Raw genomic sequence first — 22,388 nt, forward strand, 5'->3', positions numbered from 1 at the left:
CTGGCTTCCCGGCACCTTCTGGAGTGGATGCCTTCAACGTATCCACTCCTTTGCATTTAGGAGTTCCGAGACATGATGGTCCTTTATTCAGGCACGACCTGCCCGTTTTCGCATCGCTGCCGTTTTGTGCTGTTTGAAAAAGGCATGGACTTCGAAATCCGCGATGTTGATTTGTACAACAAGCCCGAAGACATCAATGTCATGAACCCCTACGGCCAGGTGCCCATCCTGGTCGAGCGCGACCTGATTCTGTACGAGTCGAACATCATCAATGAGTACATTGATGAGCGGTTCCCGCATCCGCAGCTGATGCCTGGCGACCCGGTCGACCGTGCGCGGGTTCGCCTGTTCCTGCTCAACTTCGAAAAGGAACTGTTTGTGCATGTCAGCACGCTGGAAGCACGCGCCTCCAAAGGCAACGAAAAAGCGCTCGAGAAGGCCCGCTCGCATATCCGTGACCGCCTCACGCAGCTGGCACCCGTGTTTCTGAAGAACAAGTTCATGCTGGGTGACAACTTCTCCATGCTCGACGTGGCGATTGCCCCGCTGCTCTGGCGCCTGGACTATTACGACATTGACCTGTCGAAAAATGCCGCGCCCCTGCTCAAATATGCCGAGCGTATTTTCTCGCGTCCGGCCTACATCGAGGCGCTGACCCCTTCCGAGAAGGTCATGAGGAAGTAATGGCCCCCGCGCTCGCCACTGCGTGTGCTTCGCTGCCCCCCGGGGGGGCGCTGCGCCTGCGGCCCGGCGAAGCCGGTTCCGCGGCCCCGGCTGGTAAAGAGTGCACTGCTGCACATATCGTCCTGGCCCGGATCTCGCGTGGCTGATTTCATGAACGCACTGGACTCCACCTCCACGCGGCCCTACCTGATTCGGGCGCTGTACGACTGGTGTACCGACAACGGCCTGACGCCTTATGTGGCGGTGGCCGTGGATGAAACCGTGCAGGTGCCGCGTGAATACGTCAAGAACAATGAGATCGTGCTCAATATCAGTTTTGATGCGACCAGTTCGCTCAAGCTGGGCAACGACTTCATCGAGTTCAAGGCGCGTTTTGCGGGGAGTGCCCGCGAGATCATGGTGCCGATTGGCCGTGTGATTGCCATTTACGCACGGGAAAATGGTCAGGGAATGGCGTTTCCGCTGGCCGCAGGGCCTTCAGCGGGAGTTTCCCAGTCACCGGTTCCCGCGCAAGCTCAGCCGCCCGCATCGGAGGCAGAGCCGGCTGCTGGATCAGAAGCGAAGATCGTACAATTGGTTCCAGCCAACAACATCTCTTCTGGTCGCGACGATGATCCGGAACCGCCCGAACCACCCAAGCCGCAGCAGGGCACGCGCCCTTCACTCAAGCGCGTCAAGTAAAATAGAGTTTGTGCCGCTTTAGCTCAGTTGGTAGAGCAACCGCCTTGTAAGCGGTAGGTCGTCAGTTCGAATCCGACAAGCGGCACCATTGTCACCCAGCCATCCCCGGCGATTCGCCAGCGGGCAGGACCAACTACCGGTTTGATAGCAGTCCATCCAGTATGGACCGGCCTTAGCCGTGGACCGGCCTAAATTTCCTACGACTTCCGGCTGATTAGTATCTTCAACCGAATTGAGGTAACCTTCCAACCTTTGTCGGTCAGGCGGGACTGGATCAGGGGCAGCAACTGGCGCACTTTGGCTGCAGCGGCATTGCTGCTGACCAGCAGGCACCATGCCCCGTCCTCGATCGGCCCGGCCTGAATAGCGGGGCGCAAGGCTTCGGGAATCAGGGACTCCACGGCCTTGAGCCTGTCGCTGGATTCCTGGACAAGTCCGGCCAGACGCGCCAGCGATGGCGAGTTTTCGACAGCCTGGCTGAAAGTGACGGCCTGGTGAAGGCGAGGGCTGGAGTTCAAGGTGATCAGGCTCTGATTGTGTGAAGGAGACGAACACGTGCATTTGATTATCACGGATGCCTGGTTGGCGCAAAGCCGTGCCATTTATCTGAGTGGGACCAAGCTGGTGGTGGCGGGTTTTGTCGCGGCATTGGGATTGATGCTGGTGGCTGCGGGTATGTACCACTGGGTTTTCCTCAAGGGTGCGCGTGAGGGTTGGCCGGTGATCGGGGCCCTCGTCAAACTGGTGGTCAAGGACGAGTTCGAACAGCGGGACCGCTTCATGCGGGAAAACCTCGACGCCATGGCCAAACGCCTGGGCGAAATGCAGGCCAAGATGATGCAGCTCGAATCGCTCGGTGAGCGGGTGTCGGGGCTGGCAGGTGTCAACCCCAGCGAGATCAGGACCCCGCCCGGGCGCGGCGGTGCATTGGTGGAAGGGCGTTCGCTGAGCATGGAAGAGCTGCAGGCGACCCTGGCCGACCTCGACAAGCTGACGGACCAGCGCGTGGACCTCATGACCGTGATGGAATCCAGGCTGTTTGACCAGAAGATCAAGAAGATGATGGTGCCCACCCAGCAGCCGGTCGCGGGGGGCGTGCTTGGCTCGGCCTTCGGCTGGCGCATCGATCCGCTGAACGGGCGCTCCGCCTTGCACACCGGGCTGGATTTTCCAGCCGAACCCGGCACGACGATCCTCGCCGCAGCGGGGGGCGTGGTGGTCACGCAGGAATATCACCCGGCGTACGGCAACATGGTCGAAATCGACCACGGCAACGACCTGGTGTCCCGCTATGGTCATGCCTCCCGGGTCATGGTCAAAAAGGGCGATCTGGTCAAACGGGGCCAGAAAATAGCCGAAGTAGGCACGACCGGGCGCTCGACCGGGCCGCACTTGCACTTTGAAGTGCTGGTGCAGGGGGTGTTCCAGGATCCCCAGAAATTCCTGACGGCGGGCCAGAAACTGCCCGCACCGGTGGCGCTCGCCACGGTGCCGCCGGCTCCGGGACCGACCGTCCAGGCCGTCCGGCCGAAGTAAGGGCCCGGCAGAGGTAAAATCTGCGCTTCGCGCGCAGTTGAAACCAGCTGGCAGCGCCCACACCTAAGTCGATACTCAATAAGGATTTCGGCCGCACTGCCCGCTCATGGGAGCTGTCAGCGCGGCCTCGCATTTATGGCTTCCAATATCCTGACCAAAATCTTCGGCAGCCGCAACGACCGCCTGCTCAAAACCTACCGCAAATCCATCGAGAAAATCAATGCGCTGGAAGCACCGCTGGAAGCCCTCAATGATGAGCAGCTGCGCGCCAAGACCCGCGAATTCATAGACCGCGTGGCCGCGGGTGAAACGCTTGATGACATCCTCCCTGAAGCTTTTGCCGTGGTCCGGGAAGGCAGCAAGCGTGTCATGAAGATGCGCCACTTCGACGTGCAGATGCTTGGCGGCATGGCGTTGCATAGCGGCAAGATCTCCGAGATGGGAACCGGCGAAGGCAAAACCCTGACGGCGACGCTGCCGGTCTACCTCAACGCGCTGACCGGCAAGGGCGTGCATGTGGTGACTGTCAACGATTACCTCGCCAACCGCGATGCCCGCTGGATGGGCAAGCTCTACAACTTCCTGGGCCTGACGGTCGGCATCAACCTGCCGAACATGCAGCGCCCCGAGAAGCAGGAGGCCTACCGCGCCGACATCACCTATGGCACCAACAACGAATTCGGTTTCGACTACCTGCGCGACAACATGGTCTACGAAGTGGCCGACCGCGTGCAGCGCGGACTGAACTTCGCCATCGTTGACGAGGTGGACTCGATCCTGATCGATGAAGCCCGCACGCCGCTGATCATCAGCGGCCAGGCCGAAGACCATACCGCCATGTACCTGGCCATCAACAAGGTCGTTCCCCTGCTGACGCGTCAGGAAGGCGAGGCCGACCCGCGCACCGGGGAGGGCATCATCAAGCCCGGTGACTTCACGCTCGATGAAAAGACCCACCAGGTGTTCCTGACGGAGCAGGGCCATGAAAATGCAGAACGCATCCTGTTCAGCCTGGGCCTGATCCCCGAAGGCGCCACACTCTACGACCCGGCGAACATCTCGCTGATGCACCACCTGTACGCAGCCCTGCGTGCCAACCACCTCTATCACCGCGACCAGCACTATGTGGTGCAGGACGGCGAGATCGTGATCGTCGACGAATTCACCGGCCGCCTGATGTCGGGCCGGCGCTGGAGTGAGGGCCTGCACCAGGCCGTCGAGGCGAAAGAAGGCGTGGAAATCCAGGCCGAGAACCAGACTCTGGCGTCGATCACCTTCCAGAACTACTTCCGCCTGTACGGCAAGCTGGCCGGCATGACCGGCACCGCCGACACCGAGGCCTACGAGTTCCAGGAAATCTACGGACTCGAGACCACCGTGATTCCGCCGAACCGTCCGAGCCGGCGCGAGGACCAGCTCGATCGCGTGTACAAGACCACACGTGAAAAATACGAAGCGGCCATCAAGGACATCCGCGAATGCCACGAACGCGGCCAGCCGGTGCTGGTGGGCACCACGTCGATCGAAAACTCGGAAATCATCGACCAGCTGCTGGACAAGGAAAAACTGCCGCACCAGGTGCTCAACGCCAAGCAGCATGCACGCGAAGCCGACATCGTGGCCCAGGCCGGCCGCCCCGGCATGATCACGATCGCCACCAACATGGCCGGCCGCGGCACGGACATCGTGCTTGGCGGCAACGTGGAGAAGCTGGTCGAAGCGGTCGAGGCGGATGAGTCGCTGGACGACGGGGCCAAAGCCGTTGAAATCGCCCGCCTGCGCGCCCAGTGGGCGCAGGACCACGAGCAGGTGAAGTCGCTCGGTGGGCTGCGCATTATTGCGACGGAGCGGCATGAGTCCCGCCGCATCGACAACCAGCTGCGCGGCCGCTCGGGCCGACAGGGCGACCCCGGCTCCTCGCGTTTTTACCTGAGCCTGGACGACACGCTGATGCGCATTTTTGCCGGCGACCGGGTCCGCGCCATCATGGAGCGGCTCAAGATGCCGGACGGCGAGGCCATCGAGGCCGGCATCGTGACGCGCAGCATCGAGTCTGCCCAGCGCAAGGTGGAGGCACGCAACTTCGACATCCGCAAGCAGTTGCTGGAATACGACGATGTGGCCAACGACCAGCGCAAAGTGATTTACCAGCAGCGCAATGACATCATGGACGCGGCCAGCCTGGAAGGGCAGATTGCCTCCCTGCGTGAGGGTTGCTTTACCGACCTGGTGCGCCAGTACATCCCCGCCGAAAGCGTGGAAGAGCAGTGGGACATTCCCGGTCTGGAGAAGGTCTTGCGCGACGAGTGGCAGATGGATCTGTCGTTGCAGGGCGATGTGGAGGCTGCCACGGCCATCACCGACGAGGACCTGATGGAAAAGGTGATTGCCGCCGCCAATGCCGCCTTTGCCGACAAGGTCGAGAAAATCGGCGCGGAAAACTTCACCCAGTTCGAGCGCATCGTGCTGCTGCAGAGCATTGACTCGCACTGGCGTGAGCACCTGAGCTCGCTCGACTACCTGCGCCAGGGCATCCACCTGCGTGGTTACGCCCAGAAACAGCCCAAGCAGGAGTACAAACGCGAAGCCTTCGAGCTGTTTGGCCAGCTGCTTGACAGCGTGAAAAACGAAGTCACCAAACTGCTCATGACGGTCCAGGTCCAGTCGGGCGAGCAGCTCGGCCAGGCTGCCGAGGAAATGGAAGACCGCGCCGAGAGGATCGCCAACGTGACCTACACGGCACCCACCGAAACCGGCGAAGTGGAAACCACGGTGGACGAGGAATCACTGCGCTACAAGCAGGCCTTGCCGGCCGGCGCGGTGCCGCGCGTGGGCCGCAACGACCCGTGCCCTTGCGGTTCGGGGAAAAAATACAAACTCTGCCACGGCAAACTCAATTGAGTTGCGTCCGCCGGCCTGCTTCTGGAGTCAAGACAAGATGCCCGTGAACCTCATTGCCACGCCTGCCGACCAGCTCCATCCCGTGCCCGGCGTGCGCTGGGGCATTGCCGAGGCAGGCATACGCAAGGCCGGCCGCAAGGACCTGTCGGTGCTCCTGCTCGATCAAGGCGCCTCGGTAGGCGCGGTGTTCACGCAAAACCGCTTCTGCGCCGCGCCGGTGCAGATCTGCCGCGAGCACCTCGCCAGAAACGGCGGCCAGAGCCTGGGCATACGCGCGATGCTGATCAACACCGGCAACGCCAATGCGGGCACCGGTGCGGACGGCCTGAGCCGGGCGCACGCCAGCTGCATTGCGCTGGCGCGCGAGCTCAATATTGCGCCGGAGCAGATCCTGCCCTTTTCAACCGGTGTGATCATGGAGCCGCTGCCCCATGAGCGCATCGCCGCGGGCCTGCCTGCCGCACTTGCCGATGCCAAAGCCGACAACTGGGGCAGGGCCGCCGAAGCCATCATGACCACGGACACCGTGGCCAAGGCGTTTTCCAGCCGCATCACCCTGGGCGGTGTGCCTGTCACCATCACCGGCACAGCCAAGGGCGCCGGCATGATACGACCCAACATGGCCACCATGCTGGGTTTTCTGGCGACCGACGCCTGTGTGGCGCAAGGCCTGATGGCGCAGCTGGCCACCGAACTGGCCGAGGGTTCTTTCAACCGCATCACGGTCGATGGGGATACCTCCACCAACGACTCGTTTGTCGTCATCGCAAGCAACCAGGCCAGTCATGCCACCATCACTTCGCTGGACAGCCCCGATGGCCAGGCCCTGAAGTCGGCCATGCTGGACATCGCGAAAAAGCTGGCGCAGGCCATCGTGCGCGACGGCGAAGGCGCCACCAAGTTCATCACCGTCCGCGTCGAAGGCGGCAAGACCGGCGCCGAATGCCGCCAGGTGGCGTATGCGATTGCGCATTCGCCGCTGGTCAAGACGGCATTTTTTGCCAGCGACCCCAACCTCGGCCGCATTCTTGCCGCGGTCGGTTATGCCGGCATCGCCGATCTGGATCAGACAAAAATTGATCTGTACCTGGACGATGTGCTGGTGGCCCAACACGGCGGCCGGCATCCGGGCTATGTCGAGGCCGACGGCCAGCGCGTGATGAAACAAAGCGAAATCACCGTGCGTGTGGTGCTGGGCCGCGGCCAGGCCTTTGACACGGTGTGGACCTGCGACCTGTCCTACGACTACGTCAAGATCAACGCCGATTACCGCAGCTGAGAGCTGCCACTACCGACCATGAACGAGCAGTTTGAACGCCTGATGGCGCGCGCGGAATCCCTGCTGGCGCGCATTGAGTCCGTGTTGCCGCAACCGCTGTCCGCACCCGACTGGAGCCAGGCAATCGCCTGGCGCTACCGCAAGCGCAGCTCCGGTCACGGCTCGCTGGAGCCGGTGCGCCACATCGGCACCATGCGCCTCACCGACCTCAAGGAAATCGAGGACCAGAAGGAAAAGATCCGGCGCAACACCGAGCAGTTCGTGCTCGGCAAGCCTGCCAACAACGTGTTGCTCACTGGCGCCCGCGGCACCGGCAAATCCTCGCTGATCAAGGCCTGCCTCAACGCCTATTCGGCGCGCGGCCTGCGGCTGATCGAGGTCGACAAGACCGACCTGACCGATCTCCCCGACATCGTCGACGTGGTCTCCGGTCTGAGCGAGAAATTCATCGTGTTCTGCGACGACCTGAGTTTTGAGGAAGGCGAGCCCGGCTACAAGGCGCTCAAGTCCATCCTCGACGGCTCCATCGCCGCGGCAACGCCGAATGTGCTGATTTACGCGACCAGCAACCGGCGCCACCTGTTGCCCGAGTACATGACGGAAAACCTGACCTACTCCCGCAGCGAGGACGGCGAGGTGCATCCCGGCGAAGTGGTGGAGGAGAAGATTTCGCTGTCTGAACGCTTCGGCCTGTGGGTCAGCTTCTACCCGTTCAGCCAGGACGAATACCTGACCATCGTGGCGCAGTGGCTGTCCTCGTTCGATGTGACGCCCGAGGCCATCACCGCGGCCAAACCGGCGTCGCTGGTCTGGGCGCTGGAGCGCGGCTCACGCAGCGGCCGCGTGGCCTACCAGTTTGCGCGTGACTATGCGGGCCGTGACAGCGACCAGCGGCCGGTCAGCGCAGCGCCCATCGCCGCTTACGAGCGCCCTGGTGCCGTGGCTGCGGCGTCCGACCCCGGCGACCAGGCCGCTGACCACGCGACATGAATGTGCTGGTTGCCGACGGCGAGCGCCCGCGCGAGGGTGGCGCTGACCGCCAGGTGGTCGATGTCGCGGTCGGTGTGTTGCTGCGGCCGGACGGCGACTTCCTGTTGACCTCGCGCCCGCCAGGCAAGGTCTACGAGGGCTACTGGGAGTTTCCCGGCGGCAAGCTGGAGGCCGGCGAGACGGTGGAGCAGGCCCTGCGCCGTGAACTGCAGGAAGAAATCAACATCACGATTGGCGCGGTCCAGCCGTGGAAGGTCGAGCTGGTGGATTACCCGCATGCGCTGGTGCGGCTGAACTTCTGCAAGGTGTTCGACTGGACGGGGGAGCTGCACATGCGCGAAGGCCAGTTGTTTGCCTGGCAGCGCCTGCCGGTGGAGGTCGCGCCGGTGTTGCCGGGCACGCTGCCGGTGCTGTCCTGGTTCGCGGCGGAACGCGCGTTTTCCGGTGCGACACAGGTCGCCGGCTGACCGAGTCACCGAGTCACATTCAGGTCGTGTTAGGTTGCTCTGTTATTGATAGCTGCCGGCGCTTTCCGCATAAGGGCTATCGGCACATTTGACTTGTACATCCGGCGTTCTGCCTGGTGCCCGGCCTCAAGCTGTGAATTCCCACTGTTTTCTCGCACCCAGCACCGCATCGGGGTAGGCTGCCTTGCCACGCGAACCGTTGTAGCGGCCCAGGCCCAGAAACAGGTCGCCTTTCTCCCGGTCCAGGTAATGCCTCAGGATCACGCAACCAAAGCGCAGGTTGGTCTGCATGTGAAACAGCTTGCCGGCATCGCCGTCGCCGATCACCCGGGTCCAGAAAGGCATGACCTGCATGTAACCCCGGGCACCGACGCGGCTGACCGCAAATTTACGGAAATTGCTTTCGACCTGGATCAGGCCCAGCACCAGCGCCACGTCCAGGCCGGCGCGTTTGCTTTCGTACCAGACTGTCTGCAGAAATTCCTTGCGGATCTGCCATTCCGGCTTTTTCTTCCAGAGCCGGTCGCTCATGGCACCCAGCCAGCGCAGGTAGGCGAGGCGGCTTTCGGTATCGCGAAATTCGGGCACTGGCGGCGCCTGGCTGGCAATGGCCGAACTCAGCGCCGTGCGAACCGAGTCGATGAGTGGCTCTTCGATCTGTGCACCAGCCCACACCTGCTCCGAAAACAGGAGCGATCCCCCCAGGGCAGAAAAGGACTGCAGGCACTTTCTTCTTGAAAGCCCGGCAACCGGCGGGGGGGCTGCTGCAGCGGGACTCAATGGCGATATAAAGAAGTTGGACAGCCTCATTGCGCTCAGAGGGCCAGTTTTTCCTTGAGGAAGTTGAAGGCGCGTGCTAGGTCGATCTTGCTCGATGCGGCGTCGCGGCGGTGCTGGTATTCCAGCTGGCCGTCTTTCAGGCCGCGGTCGCCGATGGTGACGCGGTGCGGCACGCCGATGAGCTCCCAGTCGGCAAACATGGCTCCGGGCCGCTCGCCACGGTCGTCCAGGATCACGTCCACGCCGGCCGCGGCCAGCTCGTCATGAAGCTTTTCCGCCGCTGCTTTCACCTCGGGAAAACGATCCGGGCTGATGGGGCAGAGCACCACGGTAAAAGGTGCAATCGCGTCTGGCCAGATGATCCCGCGTTCGTCGTGGTTCTGCTCGATCGCCGCCGCCGGCAGGCGCGTGATGCCGATACCGTAGCAGCCCATTTCCAGGAACTGCGGCTTGCCGTTTTCGTCGAGAAAGGTGGCGTTCATCGCCTGGCTGTATTTGGTGCCCAGGTAAAACACATGGCCCACTTCGATGCCGCGTTCAATCGCCAGCACGCCCTTGCCGTCGGGGGAGGCGTCGCCCGCGACCACGTTGCGCAGGTCGGCGATCAGGTCGGGCTCGGGCAGGTCGCGGCCCCAGTTGACGCCGGTCAGGTGAAAGTCGGGCTCGTTGGCGCCACAGACCCAGTCGGCCAGGGCGGCCACCTCGCGGTCCACGGCCAGCTTGACCGGCTTCTTCATGTTCAGCGGGCCGAGGTAGCCCGGCTTGCAGCCGAAGTGGTCCTCGATTTCGGCCAGGGTGGCGAAACGGAAGCCGGCCAGGCCAGCCACCTTGCCGACCTTGACCTCGTTCATGTCGTGGTCGCCGCGCAGCAGCACCAGCCAGACCTGGGTTTTGTGGACCTTGCCCGCGTCGTCGAGCTCGTCGGTGGCCAGTACCAGGGACTTGACGGTGGACTGCAGCGGGATGGACAGCAGCTCGGCCACCTCGCCGCAAGTCGCCTTGCCCGGGGTCGCGGTTCTGGTCAGGGCCTGCACGGCCGTGGGCCGTCCGGCTGGCGGTGCCAGCGCTTCGGCTTTTTCCATGTTGGCAGCGTAGTTGCTCTCCGGGCAGTAGACGATGGCGTCTTCGCCGGTGGCGGCAATCACCTGGAACTCTTCACTGAGGTCGCCGCCAATCGCGCCGCTGTCGGCCGCGACGGCGCGGTAGGTCAGGCCGAAGCGGTCGAAAATCCGGCGGTAAGCCTGCGCCATGACCTGGTAACTGGCCTTGGCGGCGGTTTGGTCGCGGTCAAAGCTGTAGGCGTCCTTCATGATGAACTCGCGCCCGCGCATCAGGCCAAAGCGTGGCCGGCGTTCATCGCGGAACTTGGTCTGGATCTGGTACAGGTTTTTCGGCAGCTGCTTGTAACTCTTGATGTCCTGGCGCATCACGTCGGTGATGACTTCCTCGCTGGTCGGCTGCACCACAAAATCGCGGCCATGGCGGTCCTTGATGCGCAGCAGTTCCGGGCCCATGCTTTCAAAGCGTCCGGTTTCCTGCCAGAGCTCGGCCGGCTGGATCACCGGCATGCTCATTTCAACGGCGCCGGCGCGGTTCATTTCCTCGCGGACGATGGCTTCCACCTTGTGGATCACACGCAGGCCCATGGGCATGTAGTTGTAGATGCCGGCGCCCAGTTTCTTGATCATGCCGGCGCGCATCATCAGCTGGTGGCTCACCACCTCGGCGTCGGCGGGCGCTTCCTTGAGGGTGGAAATGAAGAACTGGGAGGCTTTCATGGCTTGTTTTTCTGGGCTTCGTGAAGTTTTTGGGACGACCGTCCCGGGGTGCGCTTGGCTCTGAGCATTCTGCTGTGCATAATGGACTCAGTTTAAAAAATTTGAGGTTTGATTATGCTTGACCGGGACGGCTTTCGGCCCAACGTCGGCATCATCTTGCTCAACCAGAGAAGTCAGGTATTTTGGGGCAAGCGTATCCGTACCCACTCGTGGCAGTTTCCGCAGGGTGGCATTGACCGGGGCGAAAATCCCGAGCAGGCCATGTTCCGCGAACTGCACGAAGAAGTGGGGCTGATGCCGCAACATGTGCAGGTGCTTGCCCGGACCCGGGACTGGTTGCGCTATGAGGTGCCTGACCGGTTTATCCGCCGCGATGCGCGCGGACATTACAAAGGCCAGAAACAGATCTGGTTTCTCCTGCAACTGGTCGGCCACGACTGGGACCTGAACCTGCGCGCCACCGACCATCCGGAGTTCGACGCCTGGCGCTGGAATGACTATTGGGTTCCACTGGACGTCGTCGTGGAATTCAAGCGCGGTGTCTATGAAATGGCGCTGACCGAGCTGTCGCGGTTCGTGCCGCGTTTTGACAACCGCTTCGAGCCACGGCCGGACCACCGGAACCGCTATTTGCGTGGTGGCTTGCGCCACCGCGATCCGGCCGATGCCGGCCCGCTGGATCAGGGGATTCACGGGCTGCGTGGTGCCGGTTTGCCCGGCGCATCTTTCGAGTTGCCTCCCGGCGCAACCTTTGAGCCCGATCCCCAGACCAGCCTGATGGCAGCCTCCAGAAAAGACAAGCATGACCTTTAAATCCTGGAGTGCGGCATGTTTGCTGGGCCTTTGCCTGGCAGCCTGGGCGCAGCCCAATATCAATACCGATCCCCTCGACTGGAAAGAAGGCGAGGTGCCGGCGCCACCGGCTTTTGAGACTCGAAAACTCCTGACTTTTGAAGTCCCGGGTTCCTCGCTGGTCTTTGGCGTTGATCCGGCCACCCTGCGCATCTCGGAAGACGGGATTGTCCGCTACGTGATGGTTGCCAGCAGCGCCACCGGTGCGCGCAATGTGTTTTATGAAGGCTTGCGCTGCGTCAGCGGGGAGCTCAAGACCTATGCCCGTTACACCCCGGAAGGCGCCTGGGTCAAGGTGGACAAACCGGAGTGGCGCTCGCTTTTCGGCAGCCCTTCGACTCGCCACGCGCTGCAGCTGGCCAAGGCTGGGGCCTGCAACAACGCTGCACCCCCGACCTCGGTCGAGGAAATGGTCCGACAGATCAAAACCCTGGGATTCAGGCCGTAAGGACCAAGTTGGTCCGGTGAATCATTTCGGCTTCACCGGTATAACCGAGCAGTTTTTCGAATTCTGAAGAGGGTTTGCGACAGATCAGCCGGGCCTCGGCGCTGGAGTAGTTGGCCAGCCCGCGGGCGACTTCGGCGCCGTTGCCGTCGCGAATGGCGATCACGTCGCCGCGGGAAAACTCGCCCTGCACGGCGGTCATGCCGATGGGGAGCAGGCTTTTGCCCTCGTCGCGTACCTTGACGGCCGCGCCGGCGTCCACCGTCACGGCGCCTCGCAACTGCAGATGGTCGGCGATCCATTGTTTGCGGGCCTGGTTCTTTCCCGTCGGGGCAACCAGCAGCGTGCCAATGGCTTCGCCCTGTGTCAGTCGGATCAAGGCATTCGGTTCCCGGCCCCAGGCAATCACGGTGGAAGCGCCGGACCCGGCCGCGCGTTTGGCCGCCAGGATTTTCGTGATCATGCCGCCCTTGCCGATGCTGGAGCCTGCGCCGCCCGCCATGGCTTCCAGCGCAGGGTCGCCGGCTTGCGCCTCATGGACAAAACGCGCCGAGGCATCCTTGCGCGGGTCGGCGGTGTACAGGCCTTTCTGGTCGGTCAGAATGATCAGTGCATCAGCATCGACCAAGTTGGCCACCAGGGCGCCCAGGGTGTCGTTGTCGCCGAACTTGATTTCATCGTTGACCACGGTGTCGTTTTCGTTGATCACCGGCACCACGCCGAGCTGGAGCAAGGTCAGCAGGGTAGAGCGGGCATTGAGATAACGTTCGCGATCGGCCAGGTCGGCATGGGTGAGCAGCACCTGCGCACTGCCGACACCGTTTTCGCGAAGCTGGCTTTCATACACCTGCACCAGGCCCATCTGGCCCACGGCGGCGGCGGCCTGCAGTTCATGGATGGCCTTGGGACGCGTGGCCCAGCCCAGACGTTTCATGCCCTCGGCGATGGCACCGCTACTGACCATGATGACTTCCCGGCCACTTTTGACCAGCACGGCGAGCTGCTGACACCACTGCCCGATCGCCAGCGCGTCCAGCCCCCGGCCTTCGTCGGTGACCAGGCTGGAGCCAACCTTGACGACGATGCGTCTGGCGCTGAGGAGGACGGTGGACGCTGTTTTTTCCTGCATGTTCAGGGTATTTTAGGGCTCCAGCCCTTGGTGGACGGACGCAAGTAGCTACTATTTTTGTAGCACAGCAAAAAAACGGCGGGAGGCGCTTTCAGCCGGCCGCTGGCGGCTCTGCCGGCAACTCTGCAAAGCGCGGGTCGATCTCTTCCGGCTCCTGCTCGCTTTTCTGCACTGACTTGACGTGCTGGTAAATCGTCTTGACCAGCTGCTCGCAACCCTCGCGTGTCAGGGCCGAGATCTCGAACACCGGACCCTTGAACTTGAAACGCTTGACAAAGTCCTTGACCCGCGCGGCGCGCTTGTCCGCATCCACCATGTCGAGCTTGTTGAGCACCAGCCAGCGCGGTTTGTTGTACAGCGCCTCATCGTATTTCTTGAGCTCGGCCACAATGGCCTTTGCCTGTGCCACAGGATCCACGCTGTCGTCAAAAGGCGCCATGTCCACGATGTGCAGCAGCAGGCGGGTGCGCTGCAGGTGGCGCAGGAACAGGTGGCCCAGACCGGCGCCTTCGGAGGCACCCTCGATCAGGCCGGGTAAATCCGCAACAACAAAACTCTGTTCGGGGCCGACCCGCACCACACCAAGGTTGGGGTGCAGGGTGGTGAAAGGGTAGTCGGCAATACGCGGCCTGGCGTTGGAGATGGCCGAGATGAAGGTGGATTTGCCCGCGTTGGGCATGCCCAGCAGGCCGACATCGGCCAGGACTTTCAGTTCCAGCTTGAGACTTTTGTGTTCACCGGGCCAACCCGGTGTCTTGCTGCGCGGCGCGCGGTTGGTCGAGCTCTTGAAGCGCAGGTTGCCGAAGCCACCGTCGCCGCCCTTGGCGATCAGCACTTCCTCGCCGGGGACCAGCAGCTCATACAGAACCTCGCCGGTTTCGGCATCGGTCAGGATGGTGCCCACCGGCATCTTGAGGATGATGTCGTCGCCCTTGGCGCCAAACATGTCCGAGCCCATGCCATGCTCGCCGTTGCGTGCATGGTGACGGCGTGAAAACCGGAAATCCACCAGGGTGTTCAGATTGACGTCTGCCAGGGCATACACATGTCCTCCGCGTCCGCCGTCACCCCCGTTGGGCCCACCGAACTCCTTGTACTTTTCATGGCGGAAGGAGACGCAGCCACTCCCGCCATCGCCAGCGGCGATGTCAATATAGGCTTCGTCAACAAATTTCATGATCTTGTAAAGGAGTCCGGCAGCACGGGCCGCCGGACTCCTGAAGGTAGTTTACAAACATTAAAAACAAGAGGGGCCAAAACAACAAAGCCCCGACCAAGCGGGGCTTCGATGCCATCGAAGTGATCAGCTTACGCTGGTGTCACGTTGACGGTGTGCTTGTTCAGCGCGCCTTTGACGGCAAACGAGACCGAACCGTCCACCAGTGCAAACAGCGTGTGGTCCTTGCCGATGCCGACATTGACGCCAGGATGGAACTTGGTGCCACGCTGGCGCACGATGATGCTGCCTGCGTTGATCACTTCGCCGCCAAACTTCTTGACGCCCAACATCTTGGGCTTGGAATCCCGCCCGTTTCGCGTAGAGCCGCCGCCTTTTTTCTGTGCCATTTTTCAATACTCCTTGGTGCGTCGCTGCTTAGCCGGCGATGACGCCGATTTGCAATTCCGTGAAGTTCTGACGGTGACCTTGACGTTTTTGGTAGTGCTTGCGCCTACGCATTTTGAAAATGCGCACTTTGTCGCCCCTGCCGTGAGACAGGACAGTTACCGTAACAGTAGCGCCGGACACCAAGGGCGTACCAACCGTGATTGTGCTGCCGCTTCCGACAGCCAATACCTGGTCAATAACGATCTCTTGGCCTACGTCCGCAGCAATCTGTTCTACTTTAATTTTTTCACCAGTGGCAACTCTGTATTGTTTGCCGCCGGTTTTTATGACCGCGTACATGTAAGACCTCGTATGTGAGTTCTGCGGACGGATTTCCACAGAGCCCTAGATTCTAGCACGGCGCCATTATTTATCCCAGGTCCTGGGGTTCGCAGCCGCTGGAGGTGCCGGACGGGGTGCTGCTTTCTATAATTCATGAAATCTCATGTCTGGACTGTTTTGACTGTAAATTCTTCTAGCACCGCCGCCGCACTGGCCCTGATTGCCGACGACATGCAGGCCATGGACGCCGTGATCGCGCGCCGCCTGAGCACCGAAGTGCCCTTGGTCAGTGAGGTATCGCAATACATCATCGCAGCCGGTGGCAAGCGCCTGCGCCCTGCGCTGCTGCTGCTGATGTGCGGTGCCTTGGGCTACCAGGGTGAGCAGCGTTTCAATCTGGCCGCTGTGGTGGAATTCATACATACGGCGACCTTGCTCCACGATGACGTGGTTGACGAGTCCTCCCTGCGCCGCGGCCGTGCCACCGCCAACGCTGCATTTGGCAACCCGGCCAGTGTTCTGGTGGGGGATTTCCTTTATTCCAGGGCCTTCCAGATGATGGTTGATGCCGGCGACATGCGCATCATGCAAACCCTGGCCGAGGCGACCAACATCATTGCCGAAGGCGAAGTGCTTCAGTTGATGAACATGCACGATGCCGGCTTGTCCGAGGAAGACTATCTGCGCGTAATCCGCTCGAAAACCGCCAAGCTGTTTGAGGCGAGCGCCCGGCTGGCTGCATTGCTGGCGCAGGTGCCGCCCGACATGGAGCGTGCCTGCGCCGATTACGGACAGGCGCTGGGAACCGCCTTCCAGGTGATTGACGATGTGCTGGACTATGACGGTGATGCCGATGAAATGGGAAAAAACCTCGGGGACGATCTGCGCGAAGGCAAGGCCACCCTGCCGCTGATCATCGCCATGCAGCGCGGCACCTCTGAAGAGCAGGCCACCATCCGGCGGGCCATCGAGACCGGCGGGACGGGGCAACTGGCCGAGATCGTGGTCATTGTCCGCAAGACCGGTGCCTTGCAGGCGACCCGGGATGCAGCGGCCGCGGAGGCCCAACGCGCCATACGGGCGCTGGCGGCATTAGGGGCCAACCCCTATAGCGAGGCCTTGCTACAATTGGCATCTCAGTTGCTGCAGCGTCGTTCCTGACGCTTGTTCGAGCACTTTTCGGGGTGTAGCTTAGCCTGGTAGAGCGCTACGTTCGGGACGTAGAGGCCGGAGGTTCGAATCCTCTCACCCCGACCATTCAAGGTCCGCTCCCGTCCCCCGCATCCCGTCCGAGGATGTCCGATCTTTGCTTTGTTCCAACACCGGGTCAGGGGCAGCACGCTTTTAGATTTACACCGCCAGATCTATCGGCGATGATGTCAATTTTATCAATTCGGGCTGGATTCTCAACACCATGGCAGCTGTCGATACAGTAAGCACCGCACCCGCAGCGCTGGCATTGCCCGGCTTGGGCAGGGCGTTGGTCATTGCAGGCAAGCTGGGCCAAAAGGCCGCGGAGGACATCTTTCGCAAGGCCCAGAGCGGGCGGACCAGCTTCATTGCCGAATTGACAGGGTCCGGCGCGGTATCCCCGTCCGACCTTGCGCACACCATGTCCACCGCGTTTGCGGCCCCCCTTCTTGACCTGAATGCGATAGACACACAGCGTTTGCCCAAGGGTTTGCTGGACACGAAAATCTGTCAGGCCTACCGGATTGTGGTTCTGAGCAAGCGCAGCAACCGCCTGATTGTTGCGACCGCCGACCCGTCCGATCAGGAGGCTGCGGAAAAGATCAAGTTCTCTACCCAGATGGGGGTGGACTGGGTCATTGCCGAATACGACAAGCTGTCCAAGATGGTGGAAGCGTCCGCCACTACCGCGTCCGAAGCCATGGACAGCATCATCGGCGACGATTTCGAATTTGATGAATCCACCGCCGAAGCGGCCAGCGCGGACAGCAACGACACAGGTGTTTCGGAGGTCGAGGACGCGCCGGTCGTCAAGTTTCTGCACAAAATGCTGCTCGACGCTTTCAGCATGCGGGCTTCTGACCTGCATTTCGAGCCCTATGAGCATACCTACCGGGTGCGCTTCCGCATCGACGGCGAGCTGCGCGAGATTGCCTCGCCTCCTGTGGCCATCAAGGAGAAGCTGGCCTCGCGGATCAAGGTCATCTCGAAAATGGACATTTCGGAAAAGCGGGTTCCCCAGGACGGGAAAATGAAGCTGAAAATCGGTCCCGACCGGGTGATCGATTTCCGTGTCAGCACCCTGCCCACCATGTTCGGTGAAAAGATCGTGATCCGTATCCTGGATCCGAGCAGCGCCAAACTCGGCATTGATGCCCTGGGGTACGAGCCCATCGAAAAGGAGCGCCTGCTCAAGGCTGTTCAGCGTCCCTACGGCATGGTGCTCGTGACAGGCCCGACCGGGTCCGGCAAAACCGTGTCCCTTTACACCTGCCTGAATATCCTGAACAAGCCGGGCGTGAACATCGCAACGGCAGAGGACCCGGCCGAGATCAACCTGCCGGGCGTCAACCAGGTCAGCATGAACGACAAGGCCGGCCTGACGTTTTCCGTGGCCCTGAAAGCCTTTTTGCGGCAGGACCCGGACATCATCATGGTCGGCGAGATCCGCGATCTGGAAACGGCCGAAATCTCCATCAAGGCCGCCCAGACCGGCCACCTGGTGCTCTCCACCCTGCACACCAACGATGCGCCGGCCACCCTGACGCGGCTACGCAACATGGGCATTGCCCCCTTCAACATCGCCTCGAGCGTCATCCTGATCACGGCACAGCGCCTGGCGCGGCGCCTTTGCCCCAATTGCAAGGCGCCCGCTGATATTCCGCGTGAGACGCTGCTGGACGCGGGTTTCAAGGAGGAGGATGTGGATGGCACCTGGACGCCTTACCGTCCCGTCGGGTGCTCCATGTGCAACAACGGCTACAAGGGCCGGGTCGGGGTTTACCAGGTCATGCCCATCACTGAAGAGCTCCAGCGGATCATCCTGCGCGATGGCAGCGCGCTCGAAATCGCTGCGCAGGCAGAAAGCGAGGGCGTCAAAAGCCTGCGTGGAGCGGGGCTGCACAAAGTCAAGCTCGGCATGACCTCACTCGAAGAAGTCCTGGCCTGCACCAATGTTTAAGCCATTGTTTCTCAACAGGCCGGTCGCTGGCATCGCTGGGCATTTCGAGTCCCCATCATCACTTCCTTACTGAAGAAGGCACCATGGCAACTGCAGCATCCAGAGACATCAAGGAGTTTGTCTTCGAGTGGGAAGGCAAGGATCGCAATGGCAAGCAGGTGCGGGGAGAAACCCGTGCGGTGGGCGAAAACCAGGTCAAGGCTTCCCTGCGCCGGCAGGGTGTGCTGGCGACCAAGATCAAAAAGCGTGGCATGCGTTCGGGCAAGTCCATCAAGCCCCGGGATATCGCCATTTTCACCCGTCAGCTGGCCACCATGATGAAGGCTGGCGTGCCTTTGCTGCAGGCTTTCGACATTGTCGGGCGCGGCAACGCCAATGCCAGCGTGACCAAGCTGCTCAATGACGTGCGCACCGATGTTGAAACCGGCACGTCCCTGAGCGCTGCCTTTCGCAAATACCCTCTGTACTTCAATGCGCTGTATTGCAATCTGGTGGAAGCTGGCGAGGCGGCAGGTATCCTGGAGCAGTTGCTGGATCGTCTTGCCGTCTATATGGAGAAAACCGAGGCCATCAAGTCGAAAATCAAGTCGGCACTGATGTACCCGACTTCGGTGGTGGTGGTGGCTTTTGTGGTGGTTGCGGTGATCATGATTTTCGTGATTCCCGCGTTCAAGGAAGTGTTCACCTCTTTCGGTGCGGATTTGCCGGCTCCGACACTGTTTGTCATGGCCATCAGCGAGTTTTTTGTGGCTTACTGGTGGCTCATTTTTGGTGGCGTCGGCGGGAGCGTCTATTTTTTCATGCAGGCCTGGAAGCGCAATGAAAAAGTACAGCGGGTGATGGACCGCCTTCTGCTGAAAATGCCGGTGTTTGGTGCACTGATTGAAAAGTCCTGCATCGCCCGCTGGACGCGCACGCTGTCAACCATGTTCGCAGCGGGTGTGCCACTGGTGGAGGCCCTGGACTCGGTCGGTGGCGCGTCCGGCAACTCTCTTTACGAGGACGCTACCCGAAAGATCCAGCAGGAAGTCTCGACCGGCACCAGCCTGACGGCAGCCATGGGCAATGCCAACCTGTTTCCGACCATGGTGTTGCAGATGTGCGCCATCGGCGAGGAGTCGGGTTCCGTGGACCATATGCTTGGAAAAGCAGCAGATTTTTATGAGGCAGAGGTCGATGAGATGGTGGCGGGCCTGTCCAGCCTGATGGAGCCCATCATCATCGTGTTCCTCGGTGGGCTGATCGGCGGGATTGTGGTGTCCATGTACCTGCCGATCTTCAAACTGGGCCAAGTGGTCTGATGCCCGGGCTTGCGCTCGGTTTGCCTGCGGAATTCAACGCCGCACTGGCCGGTATCCTGGGGCTCTTGGTCGGCAGCTTCCTCAATGTGGTCATTTACCGCTTGCCGAAAATGATGGAGAGGCAGTGGGCGGCCGAATGCGCCGAGCTTGCCGGCAAGGTTGCCGATCATGGCGAAAAATTCAATTTGATGGTGCCCCGTTCCCGCTGCTCAAGCTGCGGCCATGTGATTGCCTGGTACGAAAACATTCCCATTCTGAGTTACCTTTTCCTGCGGGGAAAGTGTTCTGTCTGTGGCACGAAGTTCGGATGGCGCTATCCGTTGGTGGAGGCCGTCACGGGTGCTTTTTTCTTTTTTTGCGCCTGGCGCTGGGGCTTGACCGCCACCGGCCTGGCCTGGAGCGGTTTTGCCGCCACCTTGCTGGCACTGGCGCTGATTGACTGGGATACCACGCTGTTGCCGGACGACGTCACCTTGCCGCTGTTGTGGGCGGGGCTGATCGTCGCGGCGCTGGGCTGGAATCCGGCGGTGCAACTCACGGCGGCGCTGTGGGGCGCGGTGGCCGGTTATCTGTCCCTGTGGCTGGTGTACTGGGCTTTCAAGCTGGTGACCGGCAAGGAAGGCATGGGATACGGAGACTTCAAGCTTTTTGCGGCCCTGGGTGCCTGGTTCGGCTGGAGTGCCCTGGTGCCGATGATCCTGATGGCGTCGGTGATCGGCGCCCTGGTTGGCATTGCATTGAAGTTCTCCAGTGGCTTGCGCGAAGGCGGGTATGTGCCTTTTGGCCCCTTCCTGGCAGGTGCTGGATTGACGGCCATGGTGTTTGGTCCCCAGTCCATTCTGCGGTTTATCGGGTTGTAGCCTCATGCGGGCATTGCGCTTGGGTTTGACGGGCGGGATTGGCAGCGGAAAAAGCACGGTTGCGACGATGCTGGCCGACTGCGGGGCTGCGGTGATTGATTCCGACGCCATCTCGCGTCAGCTCACGGCGCCAGGAGGCGCTGCCATGGACAGGATTTCAGAGCAGTTTGGTGCCCGGTTCATCACGCCGGAAGGCGGCTTGAACCGCGACGCGATGCGTGAGCACGTTTTTGCGGATGCCAAGGCAAAAAAACAGCTGGAAGCGATTATCCATCCGCTGGTCGGCGAAGAAACCGCCCGGCAGGCCGGGCAGGCCAACAGCGCATGTATCGTGTTTGATGTCCCCCTGCTGGTTGAGTCAGGCCGCTGGCGCCAGCGTGTGGACCAGGTGCTGGTGGTGGACTGCAGCGAGGCAACACAGGTCAGCCGGGTGATGGCGCGCAATGGATGGACGCGTGAAGCGGTGGAACGTGTCCTGGCCGGGCAGGCGAACCGCGACCAACGGCTCGCGGCCGCCGACATCTGCATTTACAACGATGCGCCCTTGTCGCTGGCTGCGCTGGCGGTCATGGTTCAGCAACTGTCGCAGCGCTTCGGGCTATGATGGATGGACAACCAACCCGCTGAAAAAGATATATCGCAGTGATCCTTTACGAGTATCCCTTCAACGAACGCATTCGTACCTATTTGCGACTTGAGCATCTGTTTCACCGCTTGGGCGAATTGGCTGCGCGCGAACATCCGACCGACCACCACTACGCCATCACCACCATTTTCGAGATCATGGACGTGGCGGCCCGGGCCGACCTGAAGACCGATGTACTCAAGGACCTGGACCGGCAGAAACACACACTGAACGGCTACCGCGGCAACCCTGCGATTTCCGAGGCGGTGCTGGACGAGGTCACCGGGCAGCTCGATGGCTGTTTTGCGGCGCTGAACAGCCTGCCCGGGAAGGCGGGACAGTCCCTGACTGAAAACGACTGGCTCATGAGCATTCGCAGCCGCATTGGCATCCCCGGCGGAACCTGCGAGTTCGATCTGCCGGCTTATTTCGCCTGGCAGCACTTTGACGCGCACCAGCGGCAACAGGACCTGCAGCGCTGGATCGCCACGCTGGTGCCGCTGGCCGAGTCGGTCCGGATGTTGCTCAAGTTGTTGCGCGACTCCGGTCTACCGCAAAAAGTCGTGGCGGCGGGTGGGCAGTACCAGCAAACCCTGCCGCAGGGACGTACGTTCCAGCTTCTGCGCCTGCTGATCGACCCCAGCCTCGGGCTGATTCCGGAGATCAGCGGTAACCGCCTGATGGTTTCCGTGCGCCTCATGCGCCATGAAAGCGACGACCGGCTGCACGCCAGCACTGACGACGCCGCGTTCGAACTGACACTTTGTTCCTGAGACCGTCCGTTGGACGCCGGTCCTGCCCCCAGATTTTTCCAGCGTGAACTCGCCACCATGAATCCCGACCAGCCTCCACCCAAAACAGTGGTCTGCCCCACCTGCGGCGGCCCCAGCATTTTTGCGCCGGAAAACCGGTTTCGGCCTTTTTGCAGCGAGCGCTGCAAAAATATCGATCTGGGCGCCTGGGCCAGCGAGGGTTTTCGTTTGCCGGCCGACGCCCCGCCGGATGACCAGGTCTACGGCGACGCCAGGTTGCAGTAAGGGC

23 protein-coding genes and 2 tRNA genes are annotated in these 22,388 nt (G+C 61.5%); 18 read left to right on the top strand and 7 right to left on the bottom strand.

Annotated elements, in window-relative coordinates; genetic code table 11:
• The first annotated feature begins 72 nt into the window (after positions 1-72).
• The 3 genes from PSV26_RS10490 to PSV26_RS10500 all read left to right on the top strand — a co-directional run bounded on the left by PSV26_RS10490 (position 73) and on the right by PSV26_RS10500 (position 1,453).
• A complete protein-coding gene (locus tag PSV26_RS10490; protein WP_096667159.1) occupies positions 73-684 on the top strand; it encodes a glutathione S-transferase N-terminal domain-containing protein in 612 nt (203 codons plus the stop codon).
• 150 nt (positions 685-834) lie between these two features.
• Positions 835-1,365, top strand: a complete 531-nt coding sequence (locus tag PSV26_RS10495; RefSeq protein ID WP_300511804.1) for a ClpXP protease specificity-enhancing factor — start codon at positions 835-837, stop codon at positions 1,363-1,365.
• 12 nt (positions 1,366-1,377) lie between these two features.
• Positions 1,378-1,453 (top strand) — tRNA-Thr (locus PSV26_RS10500).
• A 109-nt stretch (positions 1,454-1,562) separates the two neighbouring features.
• Here PSV26_RS10500 and PSV26_RS10505 read toward each other — a convergent pair.
• Positions 1,563-1,883, bottom strand: a complete 321-nt coding sequence (locus tag PSV26_RS10505; protein ID WP_300511803.1) for a hypothetical protein — start codon at positions 1,881-1,883, stop codon at positions 1,563-1,565.
• 37 nt (positions 1,884-1,920) lie between these two features.
• Between PSV26_RS10505 and PSV26_RS10510 the strand changes: the two genes are divergently transcribed.
• From PSV26_RS10510 to PSV26_RS10530, 5 genes are all read left to right on the top strand, one after another.
• Positions 1,921-2,901 (top strand): M23 family metallopeptidase, encoded by a 981-nt coding sequence (locus PSV26_RS10510; RefSeq protein ID WP_300511802.1) that lies wholly within the window; start codon positions 1,921-1,923, stop codon positions 2,899-2,901.
• Positions 2,902-3,036: 135 nt separating this feature from the next.
• Positions 3,037-5,802 (top strand): preprotein translocase subunit SecA, encoded by a 2,766-nt coding sequence (secA, locus tag PSV26_RS10515; RefSeq protein WP_300511801.1) that lies wholly within the window; start codon positions 3,037-3,039, stop codon positions 5,800-5,802.
• A 37-nt stretch (positions 5,803-5,839) separates the two neighbouring features.
• Positions 5,840-7,081: a bifunctional glutamate N-acetyltransferase/amino-acid acetyltransferase ArgJ gene (argJ, locus tag PSV26_RS10520; protein WP_300570411.1), complete on the top strand. Its 1,242-nt coding sequence runs from the start codon at positions 5,840-5,842 to the stop codon at positions 7,079-7,081.
• A gap of 18 nt (positions 7,082-7,099) precedes the next feature.
• A complete protein-coding gene (locus PSV26_RS10525; protein ID WP_300511798.1) occupies positions 7,100-8,071 on the top strand; it encodes an ATP-binding protein in 972 nt (323 codons plus the stop codon).
• On the top strand, positions 8,068-8,538 hold the full coding sequence (locus tag PSV26_RS10530; protein WP_300570414.1) for an NUDIX domain-containing protein: 471 nt from the start codon (positions 8,068-8,070) through the stop codon (positions 8,536-8,538). The genes PSV26_RS10525 and PSV26_RS10530 overlap by 4 nt, the downstream gene beginning before the upstream one ends.
• 126 nt (positions 8,539-8,664) lie before the next feature.
• Here PSV26_RS10530 and PSV26_RS10535 read toward each other — a convergent pair whose 3' ends face one another.
• Complete coding sequence (locus tag PSV26_RS10535; RefSeq protein WP_366945994.1) at positions 8,665-9,213, bottom strand: lytic transglycosylase domain-containing protein; 549 nt, start codon at positions 9,211-9,213, stop codon at positions 8,665-8,667.
• Between the two features lie 140 nt (positions 9,214-9,353).
• Positions 9,354-11,096 (bottom strand): proline--tRNA ligase, encoded by a 1,743-nt coding sequence (locus PSV26_RS10540; RefSeq protein ID WP_300570420.1) that lies wholly within the window; start codon positions 11,094-11,096, stop codon positions 9,354-9,356.
• A 114-nt stretch (positions 11,097-11,210) separates the two neighbouring features.
• Between PSV26_RS10540 and PSV26_RS10545 the strand changes: the two genes are divergently transcribed.
• Both PSV26_RS10545 and PSV26_RS10550 read left to right on the top strand, forming a co-directional pair.
• The gene (locus tag PSV26_RS10545; RefSeq protein WP_300570423.1) at positions 11,211-11,909 is read left to right on the top strand and encodes an RNA pyrophosphohydrolase; all 699 of its coding nucleotides are present in this window, start codon (positions 11,211-11,213) and stop codon (positions 11,907-11,909) included.
• A complete protein-coding gene (locus tag PSV26_RS10550) occupies positions 11,899-12,396 on the top strand; it encodes a CNP1-like family protein (protein ID WP_300570426.1) in 498 nt (165 codons plus the stop codon). The genes PSV26_RS10545 and PSV26_RS10550 overlap by 11 nt, the downstream gene beginning before the upstream one ends.
• Here PSV26_RS10550 and proB read toward each other — a convergent pair.
• The 4 genes from proB to rplU form a co-directional block, all read right to left on the bottom strand.
• Positions 12,386-13,522, bottom strand: a complete 1,137-nt coding sequence (gene proB / locus PSV26_RS10555) for a glutamate 5-kinase (protein WP_300570429.1) — start codon at positions 13,520-13,522, stop codon at positions 12,386-12,388. The two genes, PSV26_RS10550 and proB, sit on opposite strands and share 11 nt — an antisense overlap.
• 91 nt (positions 13,523-13,613) lie before the next feature.
• Positions 13,614-14,699: an Obg family GTPase CgtA gene (gene cgtA, locus PSV26_RS10560; RefSeq protein WP_300570432.1), complete on the bottom strand. Its 1,086-nt coding sequence runs from the start codon at positions 14,697-14,699 to the stop codon at positions 13,614-13,616.
• Positions 14,700-14,830: 131 nt separating this feature from the next.
• A complete protein-coding gene (gene rpmA / locus PSV26_RS10565; RefSeq protein ID WP_096667180.1) occupies positions 14,831-15,088 on the bottom strand; it encodes a 50S ribosomal protein L27 in 258 nt (85 codons plus the stop codon).
• A gap of 28 nt (positions 15,089-15,116) precedes the next feature.
• Complete coding sequence (rplU, locus tag PSV26_RS10570) at positions 15,117-15,428, bottom strand: 50S ribosomal protein L21 (RefSeq protein WP_300570435.1); 312 nt, start codon at positions 15,426-15,428, stop codon at positions 15,117-15,119.
• A 159-nt stretch (positions 15,429-15,587) separates the two neighbouring features.
• Between rplU and PSV26_RS10575 the strand changes: the two genes are divergently transcribed.
• From PSV26_RS10575 to PSV26_RS10610, 8 genes are all read left to right on the top strand, one after another.
• On the top strand, positions 15,588-16,571 hold the full coding sequence (locus PSV26_RS10575; protein ID WP_300570438.1) for a polyprenyl synthetase family protein: 984 nt from the start codon (positions 15,588-15,590) through the stop codon (positions 16,569-16,571).
• A 19-nt stretch (positions 16,572-16,590) separates the two neighbouring features.
• A tRNA-Pro gene (locus PSV26_RS10580) sits at positions 16,591-16,667 on the top strand.
• A gap of 157 nt (positions 16,668-16,824) precedes the next feature.
• On the top strand, positions 16,825-18,561 hold the full coding sequence (pilB, locus tag PSV26_RS10585; protein ID WP_300511788.1) for a type IV-A pilus assembly ATPase PilB: 1,737 nt from the start codon (positions 16,825-16,827) through the stop codon (positions 18,559-18,561).
• Between the two features lie 83 nt (positions 18,562-18,644).
• A complete protein-coding gene (locus tag PSV26_RS10590; RefSeq protein WP_300511787.1) occupies positions 18,645-19,862 on the top strand; it encodes a type II secretion system F family protein in 1,218 nt (405 codons plus the stop codon).
• Positions 19,862-20,722: an A24 family peptidase gene (locus PSV26_RS10595; protein ID WP_300511786.1), complete on the top strand. Its 861-nt coding sequence runs from the start codon at positions 19,862-19,864 to the stop codon at positions 20,720-20,722. Before PSV26_RS10590 ends, PSV26_RS10595 begins: the two co-directional genes overlap by 1 nt.
• 4 nt (positions 20,723-20,726) lie before the next feature.
• Complete coding sequence (gene coaE, locus PSV26_RS10600; RefSeq protein WP_300511785.1) at positions 20,727-21,326, top strand: dephospho-CoA kinase; 600 nt, start codon at positions 20,727-20,729, stop codon at positions 21,324-21,326.
• 38 nt (positions 21,327-21,364) lie between these two features.
• Positions 21,365-22,120: a cell division protein ZapD gene (gene zapD, locus PSV26_RS10605; protein WP_300570441.1), complete on the top strand. Its 756-nt coding sequence runs from the start codon at positions 21,365-21,367 to the stop codon at positions 22,118-22,120.
• Between the two features lie 57 nt (positions 22,121-22,177).
• Positions 22,178-22,384 (top strand): DNA gyrase inhibitor YacG, encoded by a 207-nt coding sequence (locus PSV26_RS10610; RefSeq protein WP_300511783.1) that lies wholly within the window; start codon positions 22,178-22,180, stop codon positions 22,382-22,384.
• Positions 22,385-22,388 lie beyond the last annotated feature (4 nt).

It is taken from the genome of Polaromonas sp., from assembly GCF_029945685.1.
Classification (GTDB): Bacteria; Pseudomonadota; Gammaproteobacteria; order Burkholderiales; family Burkholderiaceae_C; genus Polaromonas.

Bases quoted from the DNA above. Each gene is read 5' to 3' on its own strand.
- PSV26_RS10490 (WP_096667159.1), top strand. From the start codon at position 73: ATGATGGTCCTTTATTCAGGCACGACCTGCCCGTTTTCGCATCGCTGC.
- PSV26_RS10495 (WP_300511804.1), top strand. From the start codon at position 835: ATGAACGCACTGGACTCCACCTCCACGCGGCCCTACCTGATTCGGGCG.
- secA (WP_300511801.1), top strand. From the start codon at position 3,037: ATGGCTTCCAATATCCTGACCAAAATCTTCGGCAGCCGCAACGACCGC.
- argJ (WP_300570411.1), top strand. From the start codon at position 5,840: ATGCCCGTGAACCTCATTGCCACGCCTGCCGACCAGCTCCATCCCGTG.
- PSV26_RS10525 (WP_300511798.1), top strand. From the start codon at position 7,100: ATGAACGAGCAGTTTGAACGCCTGATGGCGCGCGCGGAATCCCTGCTG.
- PSV26_RS10530 (WP_300570414.1), top strand. From the start codon at position 8,068: ATGAATGTGCTGGTTGCCGACGGCGAGCGCCCGCGCGAGGGTGGCGCT.
- PSV26_RS10540 (WP_300570420.1), bottom strand. From the start codon at position 11,096: ATGAAAGCCTCCCAGTTCTTCATTTCCACCCTCAAGGAAGCGCCCGCC.
- PSV26_RS10545 (WP_300570423.1), top strand. From the start codon at position 11,211: ATGCTTGACCGGGACGGCTTTCGGCCCAACGTCGGCATCATCTTGCTC.
- PSV26_RS10550 (WP_300570426.1), top strand. From the start codon at position 11,899: ATGACCTTTAAATCCTGGAGTGCGGCATGTTTGCTGGGCCTTTGCCTG.
- proB (WP_300570429.1), bottom strand. From the start codon at position 13,522: ATGCAGGAAAAAACAGCGTCCACCGTCCTCCTCAGCGCCAGACGCATC.
- cgtA (WP_300570432.1), bottom strand. From the start codon at position 14,699: ATGAAATTTGTTGACGAAGCCTATATTGACATCGCCGCTGGCGATGGC.
- rpmA (WP_096667180.1), bottom strand. From the start codon at position 15,088: ATGGCACAGAAAAAAGGCGGCGGCTCTACGCGAAACGGGCGGGATTCC.
- rplU (WP_300570435.1), bottom strand. From the start codon at position 15,428: ATGTACGCGGTCATAAAAACCGGCGGCAAACAATACAGAGTTGCCACT.
- pilB (WP_300511788.1), top strand. From the start codon at position 16,825: ATGGCAGCTGTCGATACAGTAAGCACCGCACCCGCAGCGCTGGCATTG.
- PSV26_RS10590 (WP_300511787.1), top strand. From the start codon at position 18,645: ATGGCAACTGCAGCATCCAGAGACATCAAGGAGTTTGTCTTCGAGTGG.
- PSV26_RS10595 (WP_300511786.1), top strand. From the start codon at position 19,862: ATGCCCGGGCTTGCGCTCGGTTTGCCTGCGGAATTCAACGCCGCACTG.
- coaE (WP_300511785.1), top strand. From the start codon at position 20,727: ATGCGGGCATTGCGCTTGGGTTTGACGGGCGGGATTGGCAGCGGAAAA.
- PSV26_RS10610 (WP_300511783.1), top strand. From the start codon at position 22,178: ATGAATCCCGACCAGCCTCCACCCAAAACAGTGGTCTGCCCCACCTGC.